This is a genomic window from Methanoregula boonei 6A8 (assembly GCF_000017625.1).
GTDB lineage: Archaea > Halobacteriota > Methanomicrobia > Methanomicrobiales > Methanospirillaceae > Methanoregula > Methanoregula boonei.
In genome coordinates this window covers 1,766,413-1,784,915 of sequence record NC_009712.1, presented here as the reverse complement: position 1 = coordinate 1,784,915, position 18,503 = coordinate 1,766,413, and the positions used below count along the sequence as shown (strand labels likewise).

The 18,503-nt window shown below is 53.8% G+C and carries 16 protein-coding genes; 9 read left to right on the top strand and 7 right to left on the bottom strand.

The genetic code is table 11. From position 1 onward, the window contains the following. Positions 1-139: 139 nt before the first annotated feature. On the top strand, positions 140-826 hold the full coding sequence (locus MBOO_RS08880; protein WP_012107267.1) for a mechanosensitive ion channel family protein: 687 nt from the start codon (positions 140-142) through the stop codon (positions 824-826). Between the two features lie 364 nt (positions 827-1,190). Here the strand turns inward: MBOO_RS08880 and MBOO_RS13155 are convergent, their stop codons facing one another. After that, positions 1,191-1,790 carry a TetR/AcrR family transcriptional regulator gene (locus tag MBOO_RS13155; RefSeq protein ID WP_012107266.1) on the bottom strand — a complete coding sequence of 200 codons (600 nt, stop codon included), beginning with the start codon at positions 1,788-1,790 and terminating at the stop codon, positions 1,191-1,193. 443 nt (positions 1,791-2,233) lie between these two features. Here MBOO_RS13155 and MBOO_RS08870 point away from each other — a divergent pair, with 443 nt between their 5' ends. The 7 genes from MBOO_RS08870 to MBOO_RS13145 are packed head-to-tail and all read left to right on the top strand — an operon-like array spanning position 2,234 to position 10,184. Then, positions 2,234-3,445: a COG1361 S-layer family protein gene (locus MBOO_RS08870; RefSeq protein WP_198324427.1), complete on the top strand. Its 1,212-nt coding sequence runs from the start codon at positions 2,234-2,236 to the stop codon at positions 3,443-3,445. Between the two features lie 39 nt (positions 3,446-3,484). Next, positions 3,485-5,818, top strand: a complete 2,334-nt coding sequence (locus MBOO_RS08865; RefSeq protein ID WP_012107264.1) for an efflux RND transporter permease subunit — start codon at positions 3,485-3,487, stop codon at positions 5,816-5,818. Positions 5,819-5,840: 22 nt separating this feature from the next. Next, a complete protein-coding gene (locus tag MBOO_RS08860) occupies positions 5,841-7,133 on the top strand; it encodes a COG1361 S-layer family protein (protein ID WP_012107263.1) in 1,293 nt (430 codons plus the stop codon). A gap of 11 nt (positions 7,134-7,144) precedes the next feature. Then, positions 7,145-8,458 carry a COG1361 S-layer family protein gene (locus tag MBOO_RS08855; protein ID WP_012107262.1) on the top strand — a complete coding sequence of 438 codons (1,314 nt, stop codon included), beginning with the start codon at positions 7,145-7,147 and terminating at the stop codon, positions 8,456-8,458. A 19-nt stretch (positions 8,459-8,477) separates the two neighbouring features. Beyond that, complete coding sequence (locus tag MBOO_RS08850; RefSeq protein WP_012107261.1) at positions 8,478-9,005, top strand: response regulator; 528 nt, start codon at positions 8,478-8,480, stop codon at positions 9,003-9,005. After that, positions 9,002-9,496: a response regulator gene (locus tag MBOO_RS13150; protein ID WP_012107260.1), complete on the top strand. Its 495-nt coding sequence runs from the start codon at positions 9,002-9,004 to the stop codon at positions 9,494-9,496. The genes MBOO_RS08850 and MBOO_RS13150 overlap by 4 nt, the downstream gene beginning before the upstream one ends. A gap of 25 nt (positions 9,497-9,521) precedes the next feature. Then, a complete protein-coding gene (locus tag MBOO_RS13145; RefSeq protein ID WP_012107259.1) occupies positions 9,522-10,184 on the top strand; it encodes a TMEM175 family protein in 663 nt (220 codons plus the stop codon). Between the two features lie 989 nt (positions 10,185-11,173). Here MBOO_RS13145 and MBOO_RS08835 read toward each other — a convergent pair. The 6 genes from MBOO_RS08835 to MBOO_RS08810 all read right to left on the bottom strand — a co-directional run bounded on the left by MBOO_RS08835 (position 11,174) and on the right by MBOO_RS08810 (position 16,918). Next, positions 11,174-11,512 (bottom strand): P-II family nitrogen regulator, encoded by a 339-nt coding sequence (locus MBOO_RS08835; RefSeq protein ID WP_012107258.1) that lies wholly within the window; start codon positions 11,510-11,512, stop codon positions 11,174-11,176. Positions 11,513-11,709: 197 nt separating this feature from the next. Then, entirely contained in the window at positions 11,710-12,318 is a 609-nt protein-coding gene (locus MBOO_RS08830) for a hypothetical protein (protein WP_012107257.1), read from the bottom strand. Positions 12,319-12,582: 264 nt separating this feature from the next. Continuing rightward, positions 12,583-13,605, bottom strand: coding sequence for a Coenzyme F420 hydrogenase/dehydrogenase, beta subunit C-terminal domain (locus MBOO_RS08825; RefSeq protein ID WP_012107256.1), 1,023 nt, complete (start codon positions 13,603-13,605; stop codon positions 12,583-12,585). 6 nt (positions 13,606-13,611) lie between these two features. Further along, positions 13,612-14,355: a GltB/FmdC/FwdC-like GXGXG domain-containing protein gene (locus MBOO_RS08820; RefSeq protein ID WP_012107255.1), complete on the bottom strand. Its 744-nt coding sequence runs from the start codon at positions 14,353-14,355 to the stop codon at positions 13,612-13,614. Positions 14,356-14,360: 5 nt separating this feature from the next. Further along, positions 14,361-15,872: a glutamate synthase-related protein gene (locus MBOO_RS08815; protein ID WP_012107254.1), complete on the bottom strand. Its 1,512-nt coding sequence runs from the start codon at positions 15,870-15,872 to the stop codon at positions 14,361-14,363. After that, complete coding sequence (locus tag MBOO_RS08810) at positions 15,869-16,918, bottom strand: class II glutamine amidotransferase (RefSeq protein WP_012107253.1); 1,050 nt, start codon at positions 16,916-16,918, stop codon at positions 15,869-15,871. Before MBOO_RS08810 ends, MBOO_RS08815 begins: the two co-directional genes overlap by 4 nt. Positions 16,919-17,088: 170 nt before the next feature. On the opposite strand from MBOO_RS08810, the gene glnA reads away from it, so the two are divergent. Then, positions 17,089-18,414: a type I glutamate--ammonia ligase gene (glnA, locus tag MBOO_RS08805; RefSeq protein WP_012107252.1), complete on the top strand. Its 1,326-nt coding sequence runs from the start codon at positions 17,089-17,091 to the stop codon at positions 18,412-18,414. Positions 18,415-18,503 lie beyond the last annotated feature (89 nt).

Sequence of the window (18,503 nt, the reverse complement as noted above, 5' to 3'; positions counted from 1 at the left end):
AAACGGCACACAAAAAGTACGTTAACACGCGACAGGATTTACCGGGGAAAACGAAAAAGAGAATGAACCTGATGGGCTCACTCGCGAAATAAAAGGAAAGATCCCTGTTCTGCAGTTAATCGTGGAGGTTATGACAACAATGGCTCCTGTAACGGATACATTCTTTAGTGGTACTTACCATAATCTGGCGACGTATGTCCCTGGTATCATAGGTGCGCTCGTCGTCCTTATTCTCGGCTGGATTGTCGGCCGTCTCCTGGGCAAGGCTGCCCGGATTATTCTTGACAAGATCGGTGAACAACATGTCGTGGAAGAAGGGGCAGACCTTGCTTCGATCCGCGGCTCTATGAAAAGTGCCGGGCTGACGCTGGGATATATCGGCGATATTACGGTCCGTATCGTAGTATACCTGATAGCGCTTCTTGCAGCAGTTAATATTCTGAACCTGGATTACCTGTCCCAGCTGATGATGGAGATTGTCAATTACATCCCGCACGTGGTTGTCTTTGTCATTATTCTGGTGGCCGGCTTCCTCTTAATTGACGCGTTTATCGATTTCCTTAACCGGTATTATGCCCAGAAGGATGTCGAGTTTATCAGGCCCGTCCTGGTCCTTCTCCGGGTCTTTTTGTATTTTATCACGGTAATTCTCGCCCTCTCGCAGCTGGAACTCGACCTCACTATCATCTATACGTTTGTTACCCCGGTCGCATGGGGTATTGGCCTTGGCCTTGGCGCCGCGATTGCGATCATCGTCGGGTTTGGTCTCAAGGATCGCAGCGGGGAGATCATGGACCAGGTACTTTCGGGCATCTTAAAAAAGTAACACTTTTTTTTAAAAAAACAGGTCTGGGAAAAACCCGGGAAGATCAGGATTTCTTCCAGAAGAACCCATGAGCAAATGAATGGTTCTTCCCTTACCTGTTTTCTATCTGTCCGCAGCCGGGCGTGGGTAGGGTAACTGTGCAGGTAAACCCTGTACCGTTAGCTATTTGGCAGGGTGAGGTGTACTGGCCCCCCTCAAAGGTGCTGCCTCTGGACTATTACAGGAAATCCCTGGCCGGGTTGTTGCGTTTAACCGTAATTGGGAGATCTATTTTATCGCGTTTTTATCGGTACGCATATGCCGGGCGCCCTCGCGGCCGGAACGGTACGATCAGGGATAAAAGAAAAAACAGTGCTGACCGTTCCTACGTAGTGATGTGTAAGATCTCTTTGGTATGAGCAATCCAGGTCTCCTTTGCAGTCTCCGGATCCCCGCCACCCAGCACATACATCATGATATCAAGACCCAGATTCATGGCATAAATTCCCCGGACTGCTGAAGCAAGATCCACGTCTTTGGCGATCTGCCCTGATTCCTGGAACGGGAGGAGTGCTTCTGCAAACCGGGTCACACTTTCATCGATCAGGGAAAAAATTTCTTTCCGGAATTCAGGCTCCTGGGGCATGCAGGTGACAATAGTCTGGATGTAGAGCGGGATGTATCGTCTGGGTTTAATGAAGAGAACATTTGCCGCGTGATCGAGTGCAGTGTTGATATCAGTGGTCCGGGCAAACGCAGAAACCTGCTGGCCCTGGTGATCCTTAATAATGGTCACGATCACTTCCTGGGTTAATGCATTGCTGCTCTCGAAATAAGAATAAAAGGCTCCCTTGGTCACGCCGATCTTCTGCGCAATGGATTCCAGTGTTACTGCATGCCATCCTTCAGTGGCTGCAATCTCCATCGCAGCAGCAATAATCTTCTTTTTGGCCTCGTCCCGGTATTCCGTATTGATTCTGGGCATGATTCTGTAACTGTATACTGTTCCAACTATATTCTCTTTGTGTTTGTTTAATTAAACGTTATCCAATAAATTGTATTTATGTTTTCAAAGTAAACAAAGGTTTAATAATTTGAACAAAGATACATTATACCTATCATCCGTACGCATGGATGGTGCAGGAACGAGCGGGGAAGATCTCCCTGTACAAAAAGCCCAGATCATGCCGGAATGCATCAGATTAAAAAAAGCCAAAAAAGGGAAGTGAGTGCTTAATGGTATATTCAGCGGTTTTGCGCAATGGCGAACCTAAAGGAAATAATTGCGGATCGTACAAAAGATCGGTGTCTTTGAAAGGCTCCCGGAATGGTTCGGAGGGTGCCTGGGGCATCCTCTGGATCTTATGTGCGGCTCTTGCTGTATTCCTCCTGATCGCCGTTTCTCCGGTGTCAGCGGGGGAGCAGGTGATGGCAGGCAACCCGGAGCTCTCGGCTCATATCGTGGGAACAAACGAATTTTCCCCGGGTGACGATCTCAGTCTCCAGGCAGAGATAGAGAATACCGGGCTCAATGAATTTATGATCGTCAAGTCGGGGATCATAAGCCCGGGTGATCTTTCGAGCACGGCAAAGCAGCTGACGGTTACGCTGGGAGCCGGGGATGCACCGCTGGTGGTCAAGGCAGACCCGCAGATTGCCGGAGACCTGCCGGCAAGCCAGAGTGCCACGGAAGCATTCCACATCACGGTCAACAAATATGCTCCGGCCGGGGTCTATCAGCTGCCGGTAATCCTGAATTACACCTACCTGTACCAGGCTAACCAGGAAGGCAGCGAGACGCTCAATTACCAGTACAAAAGCGTCAACCAGACCATTCTCGTCCCTATCCACATAAAACCCCAGATAGAAATTGCAGTTTCCGATGTTCAGGCTGACAACCTCAACGCCGGTATCGAGGGGTATGTCAATCTGACCGTAAAGAATGTGGGATCGGATAACGGCCAGAATGCCGTGGTCCAGGTCCGGCAGAGCCAGGACAGCCCACTTGTCCCTACTGAAGGAAGCAATTATATCGGGGACTTCCCGGTGGGTGTGGTGACCAACTGTTCGTTCCGGGTAACGGTGGATCATGATGCACAGCAGAAGACCTACCCGCTTGACGTGCTCGTTTATTACAAAAACTATGAGGGTGACTACGTGGACTCGCCCATAGAAACGGTGGGTGTCCCGGTTGGCCAGAAGGTAAAATTTACCATGACGCCGGTGGACGCGTCGATGTCTCCGGGAGGAAAGACGGTCCTTACCTACCAGGTCCAGAATGTCGGTGGTACCACGGCATACAACGCCGAAGCCCGGATCAGCGCAATCGTTCCCTTTACCTGCAACGATGATACGTCATTTTTGGGTACCATAGCCCCGGGAGAGACCCGGACGGCCTCATTCGATATCACTGCCGACTCCGATGCGACGGTAAAGGACTACGGCATGGATGCCGAGGTTCTTTACCGCGACTCCCTTGATAACCAGTTCACCTCTGATCCGCTCAAGGCAAATATCCAGGTTGTCCCGCCATTTAACCCGGTTAACCTGATCGGCCTGCCGGCCCTTATTGTGATCCTCCTTGCCGTGCTCGCGGCTGCCGGATACGGTGCCTACCTCAGGTGGTTTAAGCCGAGGTAAATTTTCGGACTTTCTCCGTTACGACAAAAGGGAGCAATCATGATCGATCAAATCTTTTCCGCCATTGCCCATGGGGTCAATCGCCATCCCAAGGTGATAATCGCTGCAATAGGGGTGCTTTTTGTCATTGCCCTCTATGGCATGACCATGATCACCATGGACACCAGCAACAATGTGTACATAGATAAAACATCGCCGGAGGGCATCACCAATAATCACTACACCGAAACGATCAACAAAGACGTATTTGTCCTGATTATCAAGACCAGCGACCCGACGAGCCCCGCCGTGCTCAACTACATGGACCGGCTGGAAGGGGATCTCCGGCAGCAGCGCTATATTTCCGGTGTTTCCAGTATCGTTGATATCCTAAAACAGGAGAACCATGGGGTCCTCCCCCAGACAAAGGGTGAGATCGATGCGCTCGTAGGCCAGCTCCCGCCATCTGCCAGGGAAATTTACCTGCCCTCTAATGTCCTGGTCTTAATGGAAGTGGATCCCTATACCGGGATCTCGGCAAAACTCACCCAGACTACGGTCCTTGACACGGTCCAGCAGGTAGTTGACCAGTCGAATCCGCCACCCGGATTAGGAATTTCAATATCCGGAATGCCGGCGTTCCATGCCCAGCTGGAGGCAACGATGGGATCCCAGATGGGCGTGCTCATCGGTGCAGCAATGATCCTGATGGTAATCATGATGGGCCTGCTCTTTTCGTACGTCAGCCATCGGTTCCTGCCGGTCCTCTTTGTCGGGCTGGGCCTTACCACCGCGATGGGCATCATGGGGCTTGCCGGCATTCAGCTTACTCTTGCCGTGCTCGGGGCTTTCCCGGTCATGATCGGCCTTGGCATCGATTATGCGATCCAGTTCCATGCCCGGCTTGACGAAGAGGCCCGCAAAGGATCGCTTGAAGATGCAGTGTTCATGACCATCACTCGCACCGGGCCTGCCGTTATGTATGCAATGCTTGCTACATCCCTCGGGTTTGCTGCGATGTTCGTCTCGACCGTGCCCATGATCCGTTCCTTTGGCCTTGTGGCGATGATCGGTATCATGAGCTGTTACTGCGTCTCGCTTGTGGGACTCCCGGCGATCGCTCTTGTCATCCACTACAAGCCTAAAGCCCAGACCCCTAAGGTATGTTATGCGGTTGGCGAAGATGCCTGCGAGTCCCTGCCACCTGCCACTCCCAGGAAAAAATCCTGGTCCTACAGCCAGTTCCTTACCGACAGCGCGGTGAAGATCGCCAAAAATCCGATCCCTATCCTGCTCATCGGGTTAGTTATTGCCGTCATCGGCTTCCAGATCGACCCGCTCATCCCTATCAATGCGGATCAGAAAGACTTTGTCCCCAGCACCCTGCCGGCAAAAATCGACCTGGACACCGTCACAAACATCCTTGGCTCTACGGTAACTGCGGATTATTATATCCAGGGTGCCCGGGTTACCGATCTTGATACGCTCCAATGGATAAAAAATTTCCAGGATTACGAACTCTCCCACCAGTCCCACATTACCTCGGCAACCTCCATTGTGACCTACATTATGGCCTACAACGGCGGAACAATGCCCCAGACCCAGAGCGAAGCCGATGCAGCACTGGAAAAAATCCCGGAGAGCATCAGGGATCAGTACCTCAGCGGGTCCACGCGTGGCCTGATCGTGTTCACAACAACAAATCTCCAGATTCCCCAGCAGCAGGACTTGAAAAATCAGCTCCAGAACGATATAACGTTCCTTGATCCCCCGCCAGGAATTACCCTGAGCCCGGTAGGGGATTTCGAGGTCTTTACGACAGTTATCTCTTCGCTTGTCGCATCCAAGGACGAGATGACCTACCTGGGATTTGCCTTCATCTTTGTGTACCTCCTGCTGGTGTACCGGCACATCCACGCAATCTCCCCCCTTATCCCGATCATCTTCATTGTCGGCTGGAATTCGGTGGTGATGTATGTGCTTGGCATTGCCTACACACCGATGACTGCCACCCTTGCCTCAATGACGATCGGGGTTGCCGCCGAATATACCATCCTTGTGATGGAGCGCTATTCCGAAGAGGAGGAGAGACTCGGCGACCATATCGCCGCCATCCAGGAGAGCGTCAGCAAGATTGGATCTGCCATTACGGTCTCCGGTCTTGCGACATTCTTTGGTTTCTCTGCGCTCTGTCTTTCCAGTTTCCCCATTATCAGTAACTTCGGGATCTGTACCCTGATCGCGGTCGGATTCTCGCTCTTTGGCGCGATCTTTGTGATGCCGGCGGTACTCTCCCTCATGGGCGGGTTCACCGAATGGCTTGAAAAGAGAAAACACCAGTACCAGGCAGGACCGGAGATTGCCACAAAAACCGGAGAGCCCGGCCTGAATTAAAAAAATTACAGAGGTAAATGACATGAAAAATTACACAACATGTGCGGTCCTGCTCCTTACCGCCGTTCTCTGCGTGATGCCGGTCCTGGGACAGGAAAAGTACCTTGGGGGCTCCCCCCGGGTGACTGCCTACATAGCCGGGACAAACGATTTCTTCCCCGGCGAGGACGCCACCATCATGGTGGAAATCCGGAACAGCGGAACAGAGGCGGTGATGTTCACCGACCAGGGCACGCTGCCGCAGACAGATCTCCCCACCACGGCAAAATTAGTTACCGTCGGACTCTCCAGCGGGGGCGCCCCGATCAACATTACCTCCGGTCCCCTGGCGCTGGGAGATATACCAAGCCCCGGGGTCACCACCGTAAGTTTCCCGGCCAAGATCACTTCTGATGCAGATATGGGATCCTACACGCTGCCTCTCGCGGTGCAGTACGAGTATCTCTCCAACAGCCTCGCAAATCAACCCACCAGTGATGTGGTCCAGTCCGTGTATACTCCCGTGAACGTGACGATCCCGCTCACGGTCATGATCCAGCCGGTGGTCCATATCCACGTGCTCGATGTACAGGCCACGGATCTTGCCGTGGGGACAGAGGGCTACGTTAACCTGACTATCGAAAATACCGGCTACCAGGACGGGACAAAGGCAACGGTAAAGATCCTGCAGCATGGGGAGAGCGCCATTATCCCGACCGATAACAGCGTCTACGTTGGGGACTTCCCGCAAAACGGGATCGTTACCTGTCTCTACAAGGTCTCCGTTTCCAACGAAGCACAGCAGCAGACCTACCCCGTCGATGTGGAAGTGATCTACACAAACTCGGACGGTAACATCGTGACCTCCGCGATCGATACCGTGGGTATCCCGGTGGCCGGCAAGCTTACCTTTGCCGTGGTTTCGCCCCCGGAGGCAATTACCCCGGGCTCAGATGCCGTGGTCAACATCACGTACAAAAACACCGGTGCGATCATGGCGCATGATGCCGAGGCACGGCTGATACTCTATGGTCCGCTTTCGGGCCCGGACTCCCTTGCCTACCTTGGCGATCTTCCTCCCGGAGGGACCGTGAATGCCCGGTACGCCATCTCCGCTGCCGAAAACACCGCACCCGGCACCTATACCTTAAACACCGAGATCAGGTACCGCGACGACCTCGATAACAGCAAGGTATCTGATATCTTTACGGCAAACGTCACGGTCGCTCCCAAACCTCCTGCATCCCCGTTTGTTATGGTTCTTGAGATTGCCGGGATTGGTATCATTGCAGTGATCGCCGGTTATGCCCTGATCCGCGCCAAGAGGAAACAGTGAGGTGATTTACCATGGAAATAACATTCCCACAAAAAAGCCGGATTGCAATCATCCTCCTTCTCATGACAGCAGTCCTTCTGGTTGTACCGGCGCAGGCCGGTACACGGTTCTTTGGAGGCAGCCCGAACCTGACGGCATACATAGCCGGCACCGACCAGTTTACAGCGGGAAGCGAGATCCAGATCCCGGTAGTAATCAAAAACACAGAAATCGACGATAATTATGAAGTATCCCCGGATATCGTGGACCGGGCAGATGTCCCCACTACTGCGAAATTTGTAACGATTGCGATGGGGGCAGGAAATGCGCCGGTCACCGTCAAGACCGATCCGCAGATGATTGGCGATATCCCCAGCCAGGCACAGCAGACCGTCGTATTCTCAGCGAAAGTCAACGAGAACGCCCCGGGCGGTACATACACGCTTCCGCTCACCATCAATTTCACGCAGTTCTCGTCCGTTGACCAGCTTGATAACATGGGATCGTTCCGGTATTATTACGTACCGGTGAACATGACGCTCACTGTGCCGCTGGTCATTAAATCTGAGGTGATCCCGGAGATCGTATCGGCAACGTCCGAGAACCTGGTGGCAGGTTCCAGCGGGTACGTGAACTTAACGATTGCAAATACCGGGTCGCTTGACGGCACAAAGGCAACGGTCCAGATCACACAACACGACGACAGCCCGGTAAGCCCTGTGGACTCCAGCGTGTACATCGGAGATTTCCCGGCAGGAAGCACGGTCTCGTGCCAGTACAAGGTCTCGGTTGCAAAGGATGCTGAAAACAAGACTTACCCGGTGGATGTGACCGTACTCTACCAGAACGATGAAGGCGACTTTATCTCCTCTCAGACCAAGACCGCGGGAGTACCAGTCGGAAACAGGGTGACATTTGTCATCCTCTCACCCCAGGTCATCATGAGCCCGGGCAGCACGAACACGATCCAGGTCGAATACGAAAACACCGGGGATAGTACGATCTACAATGCCGAGGCACGGGTAAGCGTGGTCGCTCCCTTTTCCAGCTCATCTGCTGTTGCATATATCGGCGAACTTGCCCCGGGACAGACCGCGGTTGCTTCTTACGAGATCAGCGTTGCACAGGCTGCCACACTCAAGCAGTACGGCCTTGATTCCGAGATCCGGTACAACAGTGCGCTCGGAGATACCTATGTGTCCGACCCCGTGAAGGTTTCCATCAGCGTGGAAAACCTTACCGGTATCCAGGGTATCATCTCCAATCCAGTGTATGTCTCCCTGATTATCGCAGTTCTCATCGGTATCATCTATGGTGTCATCCATACGAGGCGGAAAAACAGGTAAAGTAAAAAGGGCAGTCATCATGGGACAAGTGCGCGATGGACCGGCTGTCGGGATAAGCCCCAGTATATGCATACCTTCCTCCGGGAGCGAGGTAACGGAAAAAGCCCCCAAAAAACCCGGGGCAAAAATTTCCGTCCTGTACGTGGAGGACCGCCCGTTTCTGCTTGATGTGGTCAAATGGTACCTTGAGAGCGGGGGAGGGATAGTTGTGGAGTCTGCACAGTCCATTGCAGACGCGGTCCAGAAAATCGGGATCTGCCGGATAGATGTCGTGGTGATCGATTACCACCAAATGGGGGAAACAACCGGCACTGTTCTGTTCCAGCTCAAAAGGGAATTTGGGATATCGACGCCGTTTATTTTTTTTGCCCTTTCACCCTCAGTTGCTGAGGAAGAGGCACGGCAATCCGGGCAGATGCAGTGGGTGCGAAATCACACGCTTTCCGGGATTGAGGAACTTAAAAGGCTGATCCACGTTGTTTTGAAGTGTCCCGGGTCATGTCATGAGGCCCGGGAATTCTACAAGTCACGGGAGTATCACCCATGATACCAATACTGTACGTGGACGATGACCCCGGCCTGCTTGAAATCTGCACCTTATTTTTCGAACGGACCGGGGAGATAGAGATCGATACTGCATCATCGGTATATGAGGCAAATAAAAAGATGAGTTCCCACTCGTATGAATGCATCATCGCCGACTACCAGATGCCAGGAATGAATGGGATCCAGTTTTTACAGGAATTGCGTTCCCGTGGCAACATGACCCCATTTATTCTTTTTACCTCCTATAATGACGATGACAGCATCAAAGAAGCGGCATACCGGCGTGGTGCTTTCAGCGTTGTCGGTAAAAATTCGGCAGAAAAAAATACGATCCGCACCCTTATCAGGACCGTATACTGGGCAGTTCTGTATGATAAGGATTCGAAGCGATCCGAATGCCTCGATCCAGACACGCACCAGGTAAGGCAGGAAGACAATTACGAAAGGAACCGAAAAGATATCGACCGTGAACCTGTCAGAAGCGAGATTTAATGAGAGAACCGGAGATCAGGTAATTATGCCACCGGAAAAATCCCATTCAACATACCAGTTTTTCAAGAACCTCGAACGCCTGATTAATCTCACGGACTGTATATTCGCATTTGCAATAACCCTGATGGTCCTCTCGCTTACCGTTCCTGTTGTTACAAAAGGTAATATCGCCGCGGAACTCCCGGTACATCTCATCAGTGAATGGCCGACGTTTTTGATCTATGCCATTAGTTTTGTCATTATCAGCGAATGGTGGATGGCCCATCACCACATTTTCCAGCATATAAGAAAACTGGACCGGACCGTTAGCGTACTGAACTTTTCATTCCTTTTTTTTATTACCCTCATCCCGTTCCACACCTCGCTTATTATCGAGTATCCCGAGACTCCGGTTGCTGTGATATTTTATGCGATGACCCAGGCATGTGCCGGTGTTGTTCTTGCTGCTCTCTGGTGGTATGCAACAAAACATCGCAGACTTTCGGACTCTGATATCACTGACGGATATGTGCATTACCGGCTCATACGCCTGCTGGGCGGGTCAGGAGTATTTCTCATTTCGATAGGAATTGCAGTATTTAACACCTATATTGCCGAATTATCGTGGATTTTTATTGGGATCCTCATATGGCTGGTAAACAAATGGTTTTACCGGAATGATCTGCTGGTTTCCGCTGAGGTCGATTAATTTTATGCCGGCTGTTATTTTAGAACCCTGACACTTTTGCCCAACGGTATCAGGTGATTCGTTATTTTTCTTTGAAAGATCAAAATTCAGCATGGCTGATATCTTTGAAAGCGCAATTGCGCCCACGGGATCTGGTGCAATAAAGAAAGTTTGGGAATAAACCTCCGAAGAAAATTTGGGGACTCTCCCAGAAATACACCGAAAACGGACTGATAGAACCACCTCAATATGAGAGAGAAACACCTTTTCGCTTTCCGGGGTACCTTGAAAACAGGGGTTAGACCGGAAGCGGGAGAATAAGCCCGAATCGGGCTTCTTTTCCGGATTTTGGATCCCGATCACTCCCGGAAAACTCCGTATTGCCCTCCGTTTTGGTTCGCGTGGAAAAGGGACCATATACTAGCCCTGTTTGCCGAAATGCGCCTGATTTCGATGTCAAAGAATGGCCACTACGGGCCCTAAAATCTCGGTCAATTTTGACCCATGCTTTTACCCATCCGGTACCTAAAAAGGCCGGAAAAACGCGGATATTGCGATCTTTTTTCCGGGTTGAAATCTCTGCAATATCACCCTTTTTTACACTTGCCCCCTATTCCGGCACATCCGGAAAACCGGGGCCGAAAAAAAGCCGCTATATTGCAGGTTTGAACTCCCCGCAAACTCGTTTTTTTCCAAAAATACCCAAATAAAAAAGAATTTTTCATAGGCGTGGACACCATTTCCTGTGGAACCGGAAAACGGGACCACCGGATCGGGAATCCGGGCCCGTATAGGGCTTATTTTACCTGCACTTTTTCCCGGCTGGCTGCCCGTAGAGTGAACAGGAAAAGAAGAGGCTGTTTTAAGGGCAGATCATCGGGAAAATTAAACGGGAGGGGAAATGGTTCATCGCCGGTAAAAGAACCGCCGGTCCAAAATTGCGTGAAAGCACGTTGCCGGGCCAGACCCGGGAGAAGAGTAAAAAAGAACGTATGGATCTGTAAACAGTTTCAGATCCCCTTGGATCCCCGCTCGCCCGTCCGGACCCGGATCGAGTCCTCGACCGGCAGAACGAAGATCTGGCCATCGCCGACCTTCCCGGTGTATGCGGCTTTCCTGATAGTCTCGATTACGGTCTCTGCTGACTCGTCCGGGACAACGATCTCCAGTTCGCGCTTGGGGATCAGGTCGACAACATACTCGGCGCCCCGGTACTGCTGCTTGATCCCCCGCTGGACCCCGCGGCCTTCCACATCGAAGATTGTCATCGCCCCGAATCCTGCCGTGTCCAGGGCGGCTTTGACATCTTCGAACTTCTCGGGCCGTATCATTGCCTTGATCATCTTCATGGTATTCACCTGCCGGGAGAGGGACGGGCATATTTAGCGCCTGTGCCCGGATTTTTCCGGTAACATAGAATGAGGAAGGCATCCCTTAAAAGAATTCGGGAATGTACAAGGGACAAAAAATCTCAAAGGCAGGGTCCGGGTGCCTTTTCCGAATTTTGTGAACAGACCCGTCCCTGTAAAAATGTGATAAGGGGATATCAGGCTTTTTTCAGGATATCCGGACGGTACTTTGTCAGTGCTTCCAGTGCCCGCTGTTTGTGTACACGGGCGGGGTACCATACGGTAAAGATGATCGCGATTACCATGAAAACCCATTTCAGGTTGTCCCAGAAGAGTAAGCCCGGTGATGGGTACACCAGCAGGAAAGCGTCTATTGCAAAACCCAGGGTAAACGCGATTGCCCAGACGGCGGTGATAATATAATTGACCCGCAGGAAGGGGGCGCTCTTGGCCCGCTCGGGTTCCACTCCTTCCCGCGAATACTGGAGGGTGAAGGGAAACCGGAACAGGATGGTGGCCCAGCAGACAATCGTCAGGAGCAGCATTGACAGCACTGCGATGTAATTTGCAAGATAATAGTACTTGAGTCCGATAATGAGGACAAAGAATACGGCAAAGAATGCAAGCGACACTATGGCAAGGATATACCCTTTGAGGATCTGGTGGTAACTGGTCAGGAGGGTGAGTGCGATAGCGATCACAAACGCAAGAATCAGGCTGAGGCCGGGATTGCCCAGGGGTGCTTCAGCAACAAGGGCAAAAGCGATCCACGGTATGAATGCAGCGAACAGAGATAGTATGTTCATAATCCCTCGCTATATTGGATCCTTTCAGGGATAACGCTTTTGAAAATTAACCCCACTTACGGTCAGTTTTGGCTCACCTGGTGCAAAGGGGCCTTTGCAGGAGCCGGTTACGGGGATAATGTCCTTGTATTTACCGTAGAGTATCCCCGGCAGTTGACTGTGCATCTGTTGTGGCAGGCGGGGGAATTTCATGTCCCGGGGATTATGCATTTCCGCTGCAAAGGGACCAGCCACGCAGGGTACACGGGTAAAAAAAGAAAAAAATTATTTTTTTGCGTTCTTCCGGATCTTTGTCGCCGCAAGCTTCTCGATCGCAGCGGTATCGACCCCGGGTCCTTTCTCCAGTTTCCCGTTCCGGAGAGCGCTCTCCACAAAGCCTCTGCCGGTATCGGTGCGGACCACAAGCGTTGTGTATCCCGCCGGGCTCCCTACCGACCCTGCCGAAAGATCGGCAGAGAGCGAGGAGAAGTCCGTGCAGATCCGGCAGCCCGGCCGGATGGTCTCTTCAAGATCCGCAAGCGGGATGGAGAGATGGGAATCGTCCTGTTTGAGGATATCGAGCTTGCCCTTTACGTCCAGTTTTTTTATCTCGTGGGGGGCAAGATGGTATTTCTTTTCGAGCTTGCCGTGCACGAGCCCCGCGTAATCGAAAGTCTCCGTGCAGAAGAGACCGACAACGAGCCGGATCCCTTTTGCGTACGGGCGGAGGAGATCGTTGTCGCTCGACCGGATCCGGGCCGCTGCCTGTACTGCGCAGGGAACCCCGATCACGGCAACCTTCGTGTACTTCCGGGTAATGCATGCTTCTTTAAGCGCGGCAAGGAGCGGTACCCACCAGCCGTACCGGCTGCCGGCTTCGCGGATGAGAACTTCGGACTTTGTGATGACCGCTGATGACGGTTTGAGCGTCCAGGGATCTTCGGTCACCGTGACAACGGCATCGATCAGGCCCTGTTCGAGGGCATTTGCAAGGATCGCGGTCACCGCGCCGCCGCTCTGCCGGTGCGGGATTGCAAAGGTCGATTTTGCCGTGAACAGATCGAGATGTGCGCCGAGGGTCCCGGTGGACTGTTCGCCGGTCCGGGGGCAGACCGCGTAGCACGCCCCGCAGGGGACATTGTCGGTCGCCTGCTTGCAGTAGCCGTTACTCCTCGGGCTTGTCACCATCTCCCCTTCGGCAAAGGAGAGGGCATCGGCCGGGCAGACCGCGACGCAGGCACCGCACCCCGAGCATTTCTTCTCATCCCAGACCTCGCTTTTCAAATCGAGATAACTCTTTTCTGCCATCGCTTCTCACTCCGGTGTATACTTGCTTGCAAACGGCCGTGCGCTTACTGCCGCGATCCGGGAATAGGATGCAGAAACGAGGGGTGCTGCATCGATCCCGTATGCCTTTGCAAAGTCCTCGATGATGGGCTTTAGGATCGCCATCTGATCGGGAGTTGCCGGCTCCTGCTTTGCACCAACCCCGAGATACTTTGTGTCTATTTTCCCGCGGACATAGATCTCGCCGCCGTGGATCCCGCTGCCTACACCCCGTTCCGCAACCGGTGGCTGGCCGTTAAGGCCAAGGACAATGAGAAGGCCCCCGGCCATGTACTCGCCAAGGAACGCCCGGGCAGAGCCGCCGACCACAAGGATCGGGCGTTTCTCCATGTACTGCTTCATGTGGATACCGCCCCGGTACCCGATATTGTCCCGGACATACACCCTCCCGCCCCGCATGGAGTGTGCTGTTGCATCGCCGGCACTTCCGTGGATGATCACCTTGCCCTGGTTCATCGTGTTGCCCGGCGCATGGTCGGCGTTGCCGTGGACAATTACGGTCGGCCCGCTCATGAACATCGCAAGGTCTCCTCCGGGAACACCGTTGACGGTTATGGTTACGTCATTTCCCCTGAGGCCGTCCCCGATAAACCGCTGGCCGAGCACATTGTCGATTACGATCTCCTTTGCGCCATCGCAGATCGCTTTTCGTATCTGCTGGTTGAGCGGCGTATAGTGCAGGTCCTTTGCATCAATGCGTACTGCTGCCATCGGTTTTACGCCCCCACGGTTTTTACATCCAGTACTTTGAGCAGGCCTTCGTCGAGCATGTAGCCCCGGAGCCGGTCGCGGTTGCCCCGCAGGCTCTCGATTGAGTTGATGCCGGCTGCGCCCATCAGCTCTGCAATCTCGTCGGTCCACGCGTGGATCAGGTTTGCAACCTGCACCGCGTTTGTCTCCGGGTCAAGCCTTTTTGTGAGCTCCGGCCTCTGGGTCGCGATCCCCCACGCGCAGACTCCCCGGTTGCAGGTACCGCAGACCCGGCAGCCCATCGCAACGAGTGCGGAGGTGCCGATGTACACTGCGTCAGCCCCAAGGCAGATGACCTTTGCGATATCCGCGCTCTGCCGGATCCCTCCGCTTGCGATGATCGAGACCTCATTGCGGATCCCCTGTTTGCGAAGTTTTTCATCGACACTTGCAACTGCCGCCTCGACCGGGATGCCTACGTGGTCACGGAAGACCCGGGGGGCAGCTCCCGTCCCGCCGCGGAACCCGTCCACGACCACGGCATCGGCGCCCGAGCGGGCAATGCCGGCTGCAATCGCGGCAGAGTTGTGCACGGCTGCGATCTTGACAAAGACCGGCTTCTTCCACTCGGTTGCCTCTTTGAGGCTGTGCACGAGCTGTTTTAGGTCCTCGATACTGTAGATGTCATGGTGCGGTGCCGGGCTGATTGCGTCGCTTCCTTCGGGGATCATCCGGGTACAGGAGACATCTGCGCAGACCTTTTCGCCCGGCAGGTGCCCACCTATACCCGGCTTTGCGCCCTGGCCGATCTTGATCTCGATTGCCGCTCCCCGTTCAAGGTAGTTGATGTCAACCCCGAACCGGCCCGACGCGACCTGCACGATCATGTGGTCCTGGTACGGGTAGAGCGACTCGTGTAATCCTCCCTCACCGGTGCCAAGGAAGGTGCCCATCTTCTTTGCCGCTTTTGCAAGGGCGGTCTGGGCGTTCAGGCTGATCGCACCATAACTCATGTGGCCGATCATGATCGGGGTCTCGAGCTTGAGGTTCGGCGCGAGCGTGGTAAGGAGATCCGTGTCGCCGTTTGGGTGCTCTTTTACGGAGAGGGCAGCGGGCTTTTTCCCAATATAGGTGCGCAGCTCCATGGGCTCGCGGAGCGGGTCGATGGAGGGGTTGGTGACCTGGCAGGCATCGAGCAGGAGCCGGTCAAAAATCATAGGATAGGGAAGCACGTTGCCCATACCGGCAACGATGATCTTTCCCGTTTTTGCCTGGTTGAAGACTGCCTCCCTGACCTCGCGGGTCCAGACCGGGTGGCTCCGGTAGTCCGTGGGCTTCTCGTAGATGCTGATCGCATCACGGGGACAGAATGCGGTACAGCGATGACAGGCAACGCAGTTGCGCGAGTTGACCACGATCCGGTCGCCCTCCCGGCGGTACACGCCGTACGAGCAGTTCTCGATGCAGCGCCCGCAGTTCATGCACTGCCCGGTGTCAAGCTCTACCTTGAACCTGAGCGGGATGCTCCCGATACTCATGCGATGACCCTCCCGATCACAGGTTCGCCGGCCTTGGGCATACTCACGTCAGCAATCTCCGGTTCGATGCGCCGGATGGCGGCCTCTTCGCTGGAGATGAAGAGCCGATCGCCATGTTCACCGGTAACAAGCGGGCGGAGCTTGATCCGGTCGGTAAAACCCAGGAGCATGTCAGGAGTGGCAACACAGATCGCAAACGGTCCGTTCATGAGCGCCGGACCGTACGTGAGCCGGAGTGCCCGGTTGAGTTCCTGCTCCTTTGCCGGCATCACATCGATCTCGTCCCAGAACGGCGGGGCAAGGGCTTTGACCGCCAGTTTCTCGGAAAGCCCGTGCTTTCGCACCAGGAGATCGACGAGGTAAGCAACAACTTCGGTGTCGGTGTACATCGTGCACCTGTACCCGTAGCTCTCGATATAGCGCTGGTTGGTGCCGTACGAAGTGATCTCCCCGTTGTGGACAACGCTCCAGTCAAGCAGGTTAAACGGGTGTGCCCCGCCCCACCAGCCGGCAGTATTTGTGGGGTAGCGGTTGTGGGCGATCCAGAGATATCCCTGGTAGTCCTGGATCCGGTACAGGTCGGCAACTTGTTCAGGCCATCCCGAAGCCTTGAAGACGCCCATGTTCTTTCCCGATGAGAAGATAAGCGTACCCCTGCGTGCGGTGTTGACACGCATGACCAGCTGCATGACAATTTCATCTGCGGTCTCTCCGGGTTCCTGTGCACGGCTGATGTCAGGCTTGAAAAAAAAACGCCAGGGAGTGTGGACTTTCTTTATCCCGGCCTCGAAAGTGGGAATGGGTTCATCATGGACTATCGTACCCCATGATTCGAGCTCTTTTACCAGGGCCGGTTTGTTCTCCTTTACATTGTCAAAGAAGACATGGAGGGCGTAGGCATCCTTGTAGTCAGGGTAAATGCCGTAGGCCGCGTAACCGGCGCCTTCCCCGTTTCCCCGCTCGTCCATCTGGGCAAGCGATTCCCGTATCTTACTGCCGTCCATGGGCCGGCGGCGTTTGTCGATAACACCGATAATTCCACACATTTTCAATCACAATCGGGATGTCTGGTTCTTCTATTATCCCCGGCCGTACTTTCCCTGCCGGGAAATTGAAACGTATAGTATTGGTACGTTCCCAGAATTGAATGTAACCATTCTCCCATGAAATAAGTTAAGAAAATATAAATGTAATTGGTAGGAAAATTATTGCCGTTATGTCTGCGGATGTTACCAAACTGCTCAAAAAGATTGAAGCGGACGACGTACAGTTCATCCGGCTCCAGTTCACCGATGTACCCGGCATGCCCAAGAATGCCGCAATCCCGGTTGCCCAGGCAGAAAAGTCCCTGACCGACGGGACCTGGTTTGACGGATCCTCTATCGAGGGTTTCACCCGGATCGAGGAATCTGATATGCTTTTAAAGGCCGACCCTGCCTCGTACGCGCTCCTGCCATGGAGGCCCCAGGAAGGAAAGGTTGCCCGGTTCATGTGCGATGTGTACACCTACGGGAACAAACCCTTTGAAGGCGACCCCCGCTACGTGCTCAAGAAGGTCCTGGCAGATGCGGCAAAGATGGGTTACACCTACAACACCGGTCCCGAACTCGAGTTTTTCCTCTTCAATCTTGTTGACGGGAAGCCGACCACCCAGTTTGCCGACCAGGGATGCTACTTTGATCTTGCTCCTATGGACAAGGCAGAAGACGTCCGCAGGGAAATTGTCCTCTCCCTGAAAAGCATGGGTCTTGAGATCGAGATGTCCCACCACGAAGTTGCGGCAAGCCAGCACGAGATCGACTTTAAGTACGCCGATGCCCTGACCACCGCGGACCGGGTGATGACGTATAAGTTTGCGGCAAAGGCAATCGCGCTCAGGCATGGCCTGCACGCATCCTTCATGGCAAAGCCGATCGCCGGAATCAACGGCAGCGGCATGCACACCCACGGCTCGCTTGCAAAGAACGGCAAGAATGCATTTTATGATGCAAATGCAAAAGACGGCCTCTCCGATACCGCTCTCTACTACATTGGCGGTCTCTTAAAGCATGCAAAGGCCATCACCCGGGTTGCAAACCCGACGATCAACTCCTACAAGCGGCTTGTCCCCGGTTACGAGGCACCCTGCTATATCTCGTGGAGCACCACCAACCGCTCGGCCCAGATCCGTATTCCGGCCGCCCGCGGCAACAGCACCCGTGCGGAGTTCCGGAGCCCGGACCCGATGTGCAACCCGTATCTCACGTTTGCCTGCCTGCTCGCTGCTGGTCTTGACGGTATCAAAAACAAGATTATGCCGCCAGACCCTACCAACACCAACATCTACCATCTTTCCGCAAAAGAGAGAAAGAAGATGAAGATCGATATGCTGCCCGGCAGCCTTGCGGAGTCCCAGGCAGAACTTGTCAAGGACAAGGTCATCTGCGAAGCGCTCGGCCCGCACATCCTTGAGACCCTTGCTACTATTGCAGAGGCAGAGACCGATGCGTTCCGTCTCGCGGTTCACCCGTGGGAACTGGACCGGTACCTCGCTACCTACTAATCTTTAAAAAAACTCCATAATCTCCCAAAATTTTTCCCGCATATCGGGACAGGCTGGACTTTTTATCCGGTAACTGCCCGTCGCCCGTT

What these genes read in the sequence shown, in the direction of transcription:
- MBOO_RS08880 (WP_012107267.1), top strand. Translation starts at nt 140, where the DNA reads ATGGCTCCTGTAACGGATACATTCTTTAGTGGTACTTACCATAATCTG.
- MBOO_RS08815 (WP_012107254.1), bottom strand. Translation starts at nt 15,872, where the DNA reads ATGAGTATCGGGAGCATCCCGCTCAGGTTCAAGGTAGAGCTTGACACC.
- glnA (WP_012107252.1), top strand. Translation starts at nt 17,089, where the DNA reads ATGTCTGCGGATGTTACCAAACTGCTCAAAAAGATTGAAGCGGACGAC.
- MBOO_RS08830 (WP_012107257.1), bottom strand. Translation starts at nt 12,318, where the DNA reads ATGAACATACTATCTCTGTTCGCTGCATTCATACCGTGGATCGCTTTT.
- MBOO_RS08870 (WP_198324427.1), top strand. Translation starts at nt 2,234, where the DNA reads ATGGCAGGCAACCCGGAGCTCTCGGCTCATATCGTGGGAACAAACGAA.
- MBOO_RS08860 (WP_012107263.1), top strand. Translation starts at nt 5,841, where the DNA reads ATGAAAAATTACACAACATGTGCGGTCCTGCTCCTTACCGCCGTTCTC.
- MBOO_RS13145 (WP_012107259.1), top strand. Translation starts at nt 9,522, where the DNA reads ATGCCACCGGAAAAATCCCATTCAACATACCAGTTTTTCAAGAACCTC.
- MBOO_RS13150 (WP_012107260.1), top strand. Translation starts at nt 9,002, where the DNA reads ATGATACCAATACTGTACGTGGACGATGACCCCGGCCTGCTTGAAATC.
- MBOO_RS08850 (WP_012107261.1), top strand. Translation starts at nt 8,478, where the DNA reads ATGGGACAAGTGCGCGATGGACCGGCTGTCGGGATAAGCCCCAGTATA.
- MBOO_RS13155 (WP_012107266.1), bottom strand. Translation starts at nt 1,790, where the DNA reads ATGCCCAGAATCAATACGGAATACCGGGACGAGGCCAAAAAGAAGATT.
- MBOO_RS08810 (WP_012107253.1), bottom strand. Translation starts at nt 16,918, where the DNA reads ATGTGTGGAATTATCGGTGTTATCGACAAACGCCGCCGGCCCATGGAC.
- MBOO_RS08820 (WP_012107255.1), bottom strand. Translation starts at nt 14,355, where the DNA reads ATGGCAGCAGTACGCATTGATGCAAAGGACCTGCACTATACGCCGCTC.
- MBOO_RS08835 (WP_012107258.1), bottom strand. Translation starts at nt 11,512, where the DNA reads ATGAAGATGATCAAGGCAATGATACGGCCCGAGAAGTTCGAAGATGTC.
- MBOO_RS08865 (WP_012107264.1), top strand. Translation starts at nt 3,485, where the DNA reads ATGATCGATCAAATCTTTTCCGCCATTGCCCATGGGGTCAATCGCCAT.
- MBOO_RS08855 (WP_012107262.1), top strand. Translation starts at nt 7,145, where the DNA reads ATGGAAATAACATTCCCACAAAAAAGCCGGATTGCAATCATCCTCCTT.
- MBOO_RS08825 (WP_012107256.1), bottom strand. Translation starts at nt 13,605, where the DNA reads ATGGCAGAAAAGAGTTATCTCGATTTGAAAAGCGAGGTCTGGGATGAG.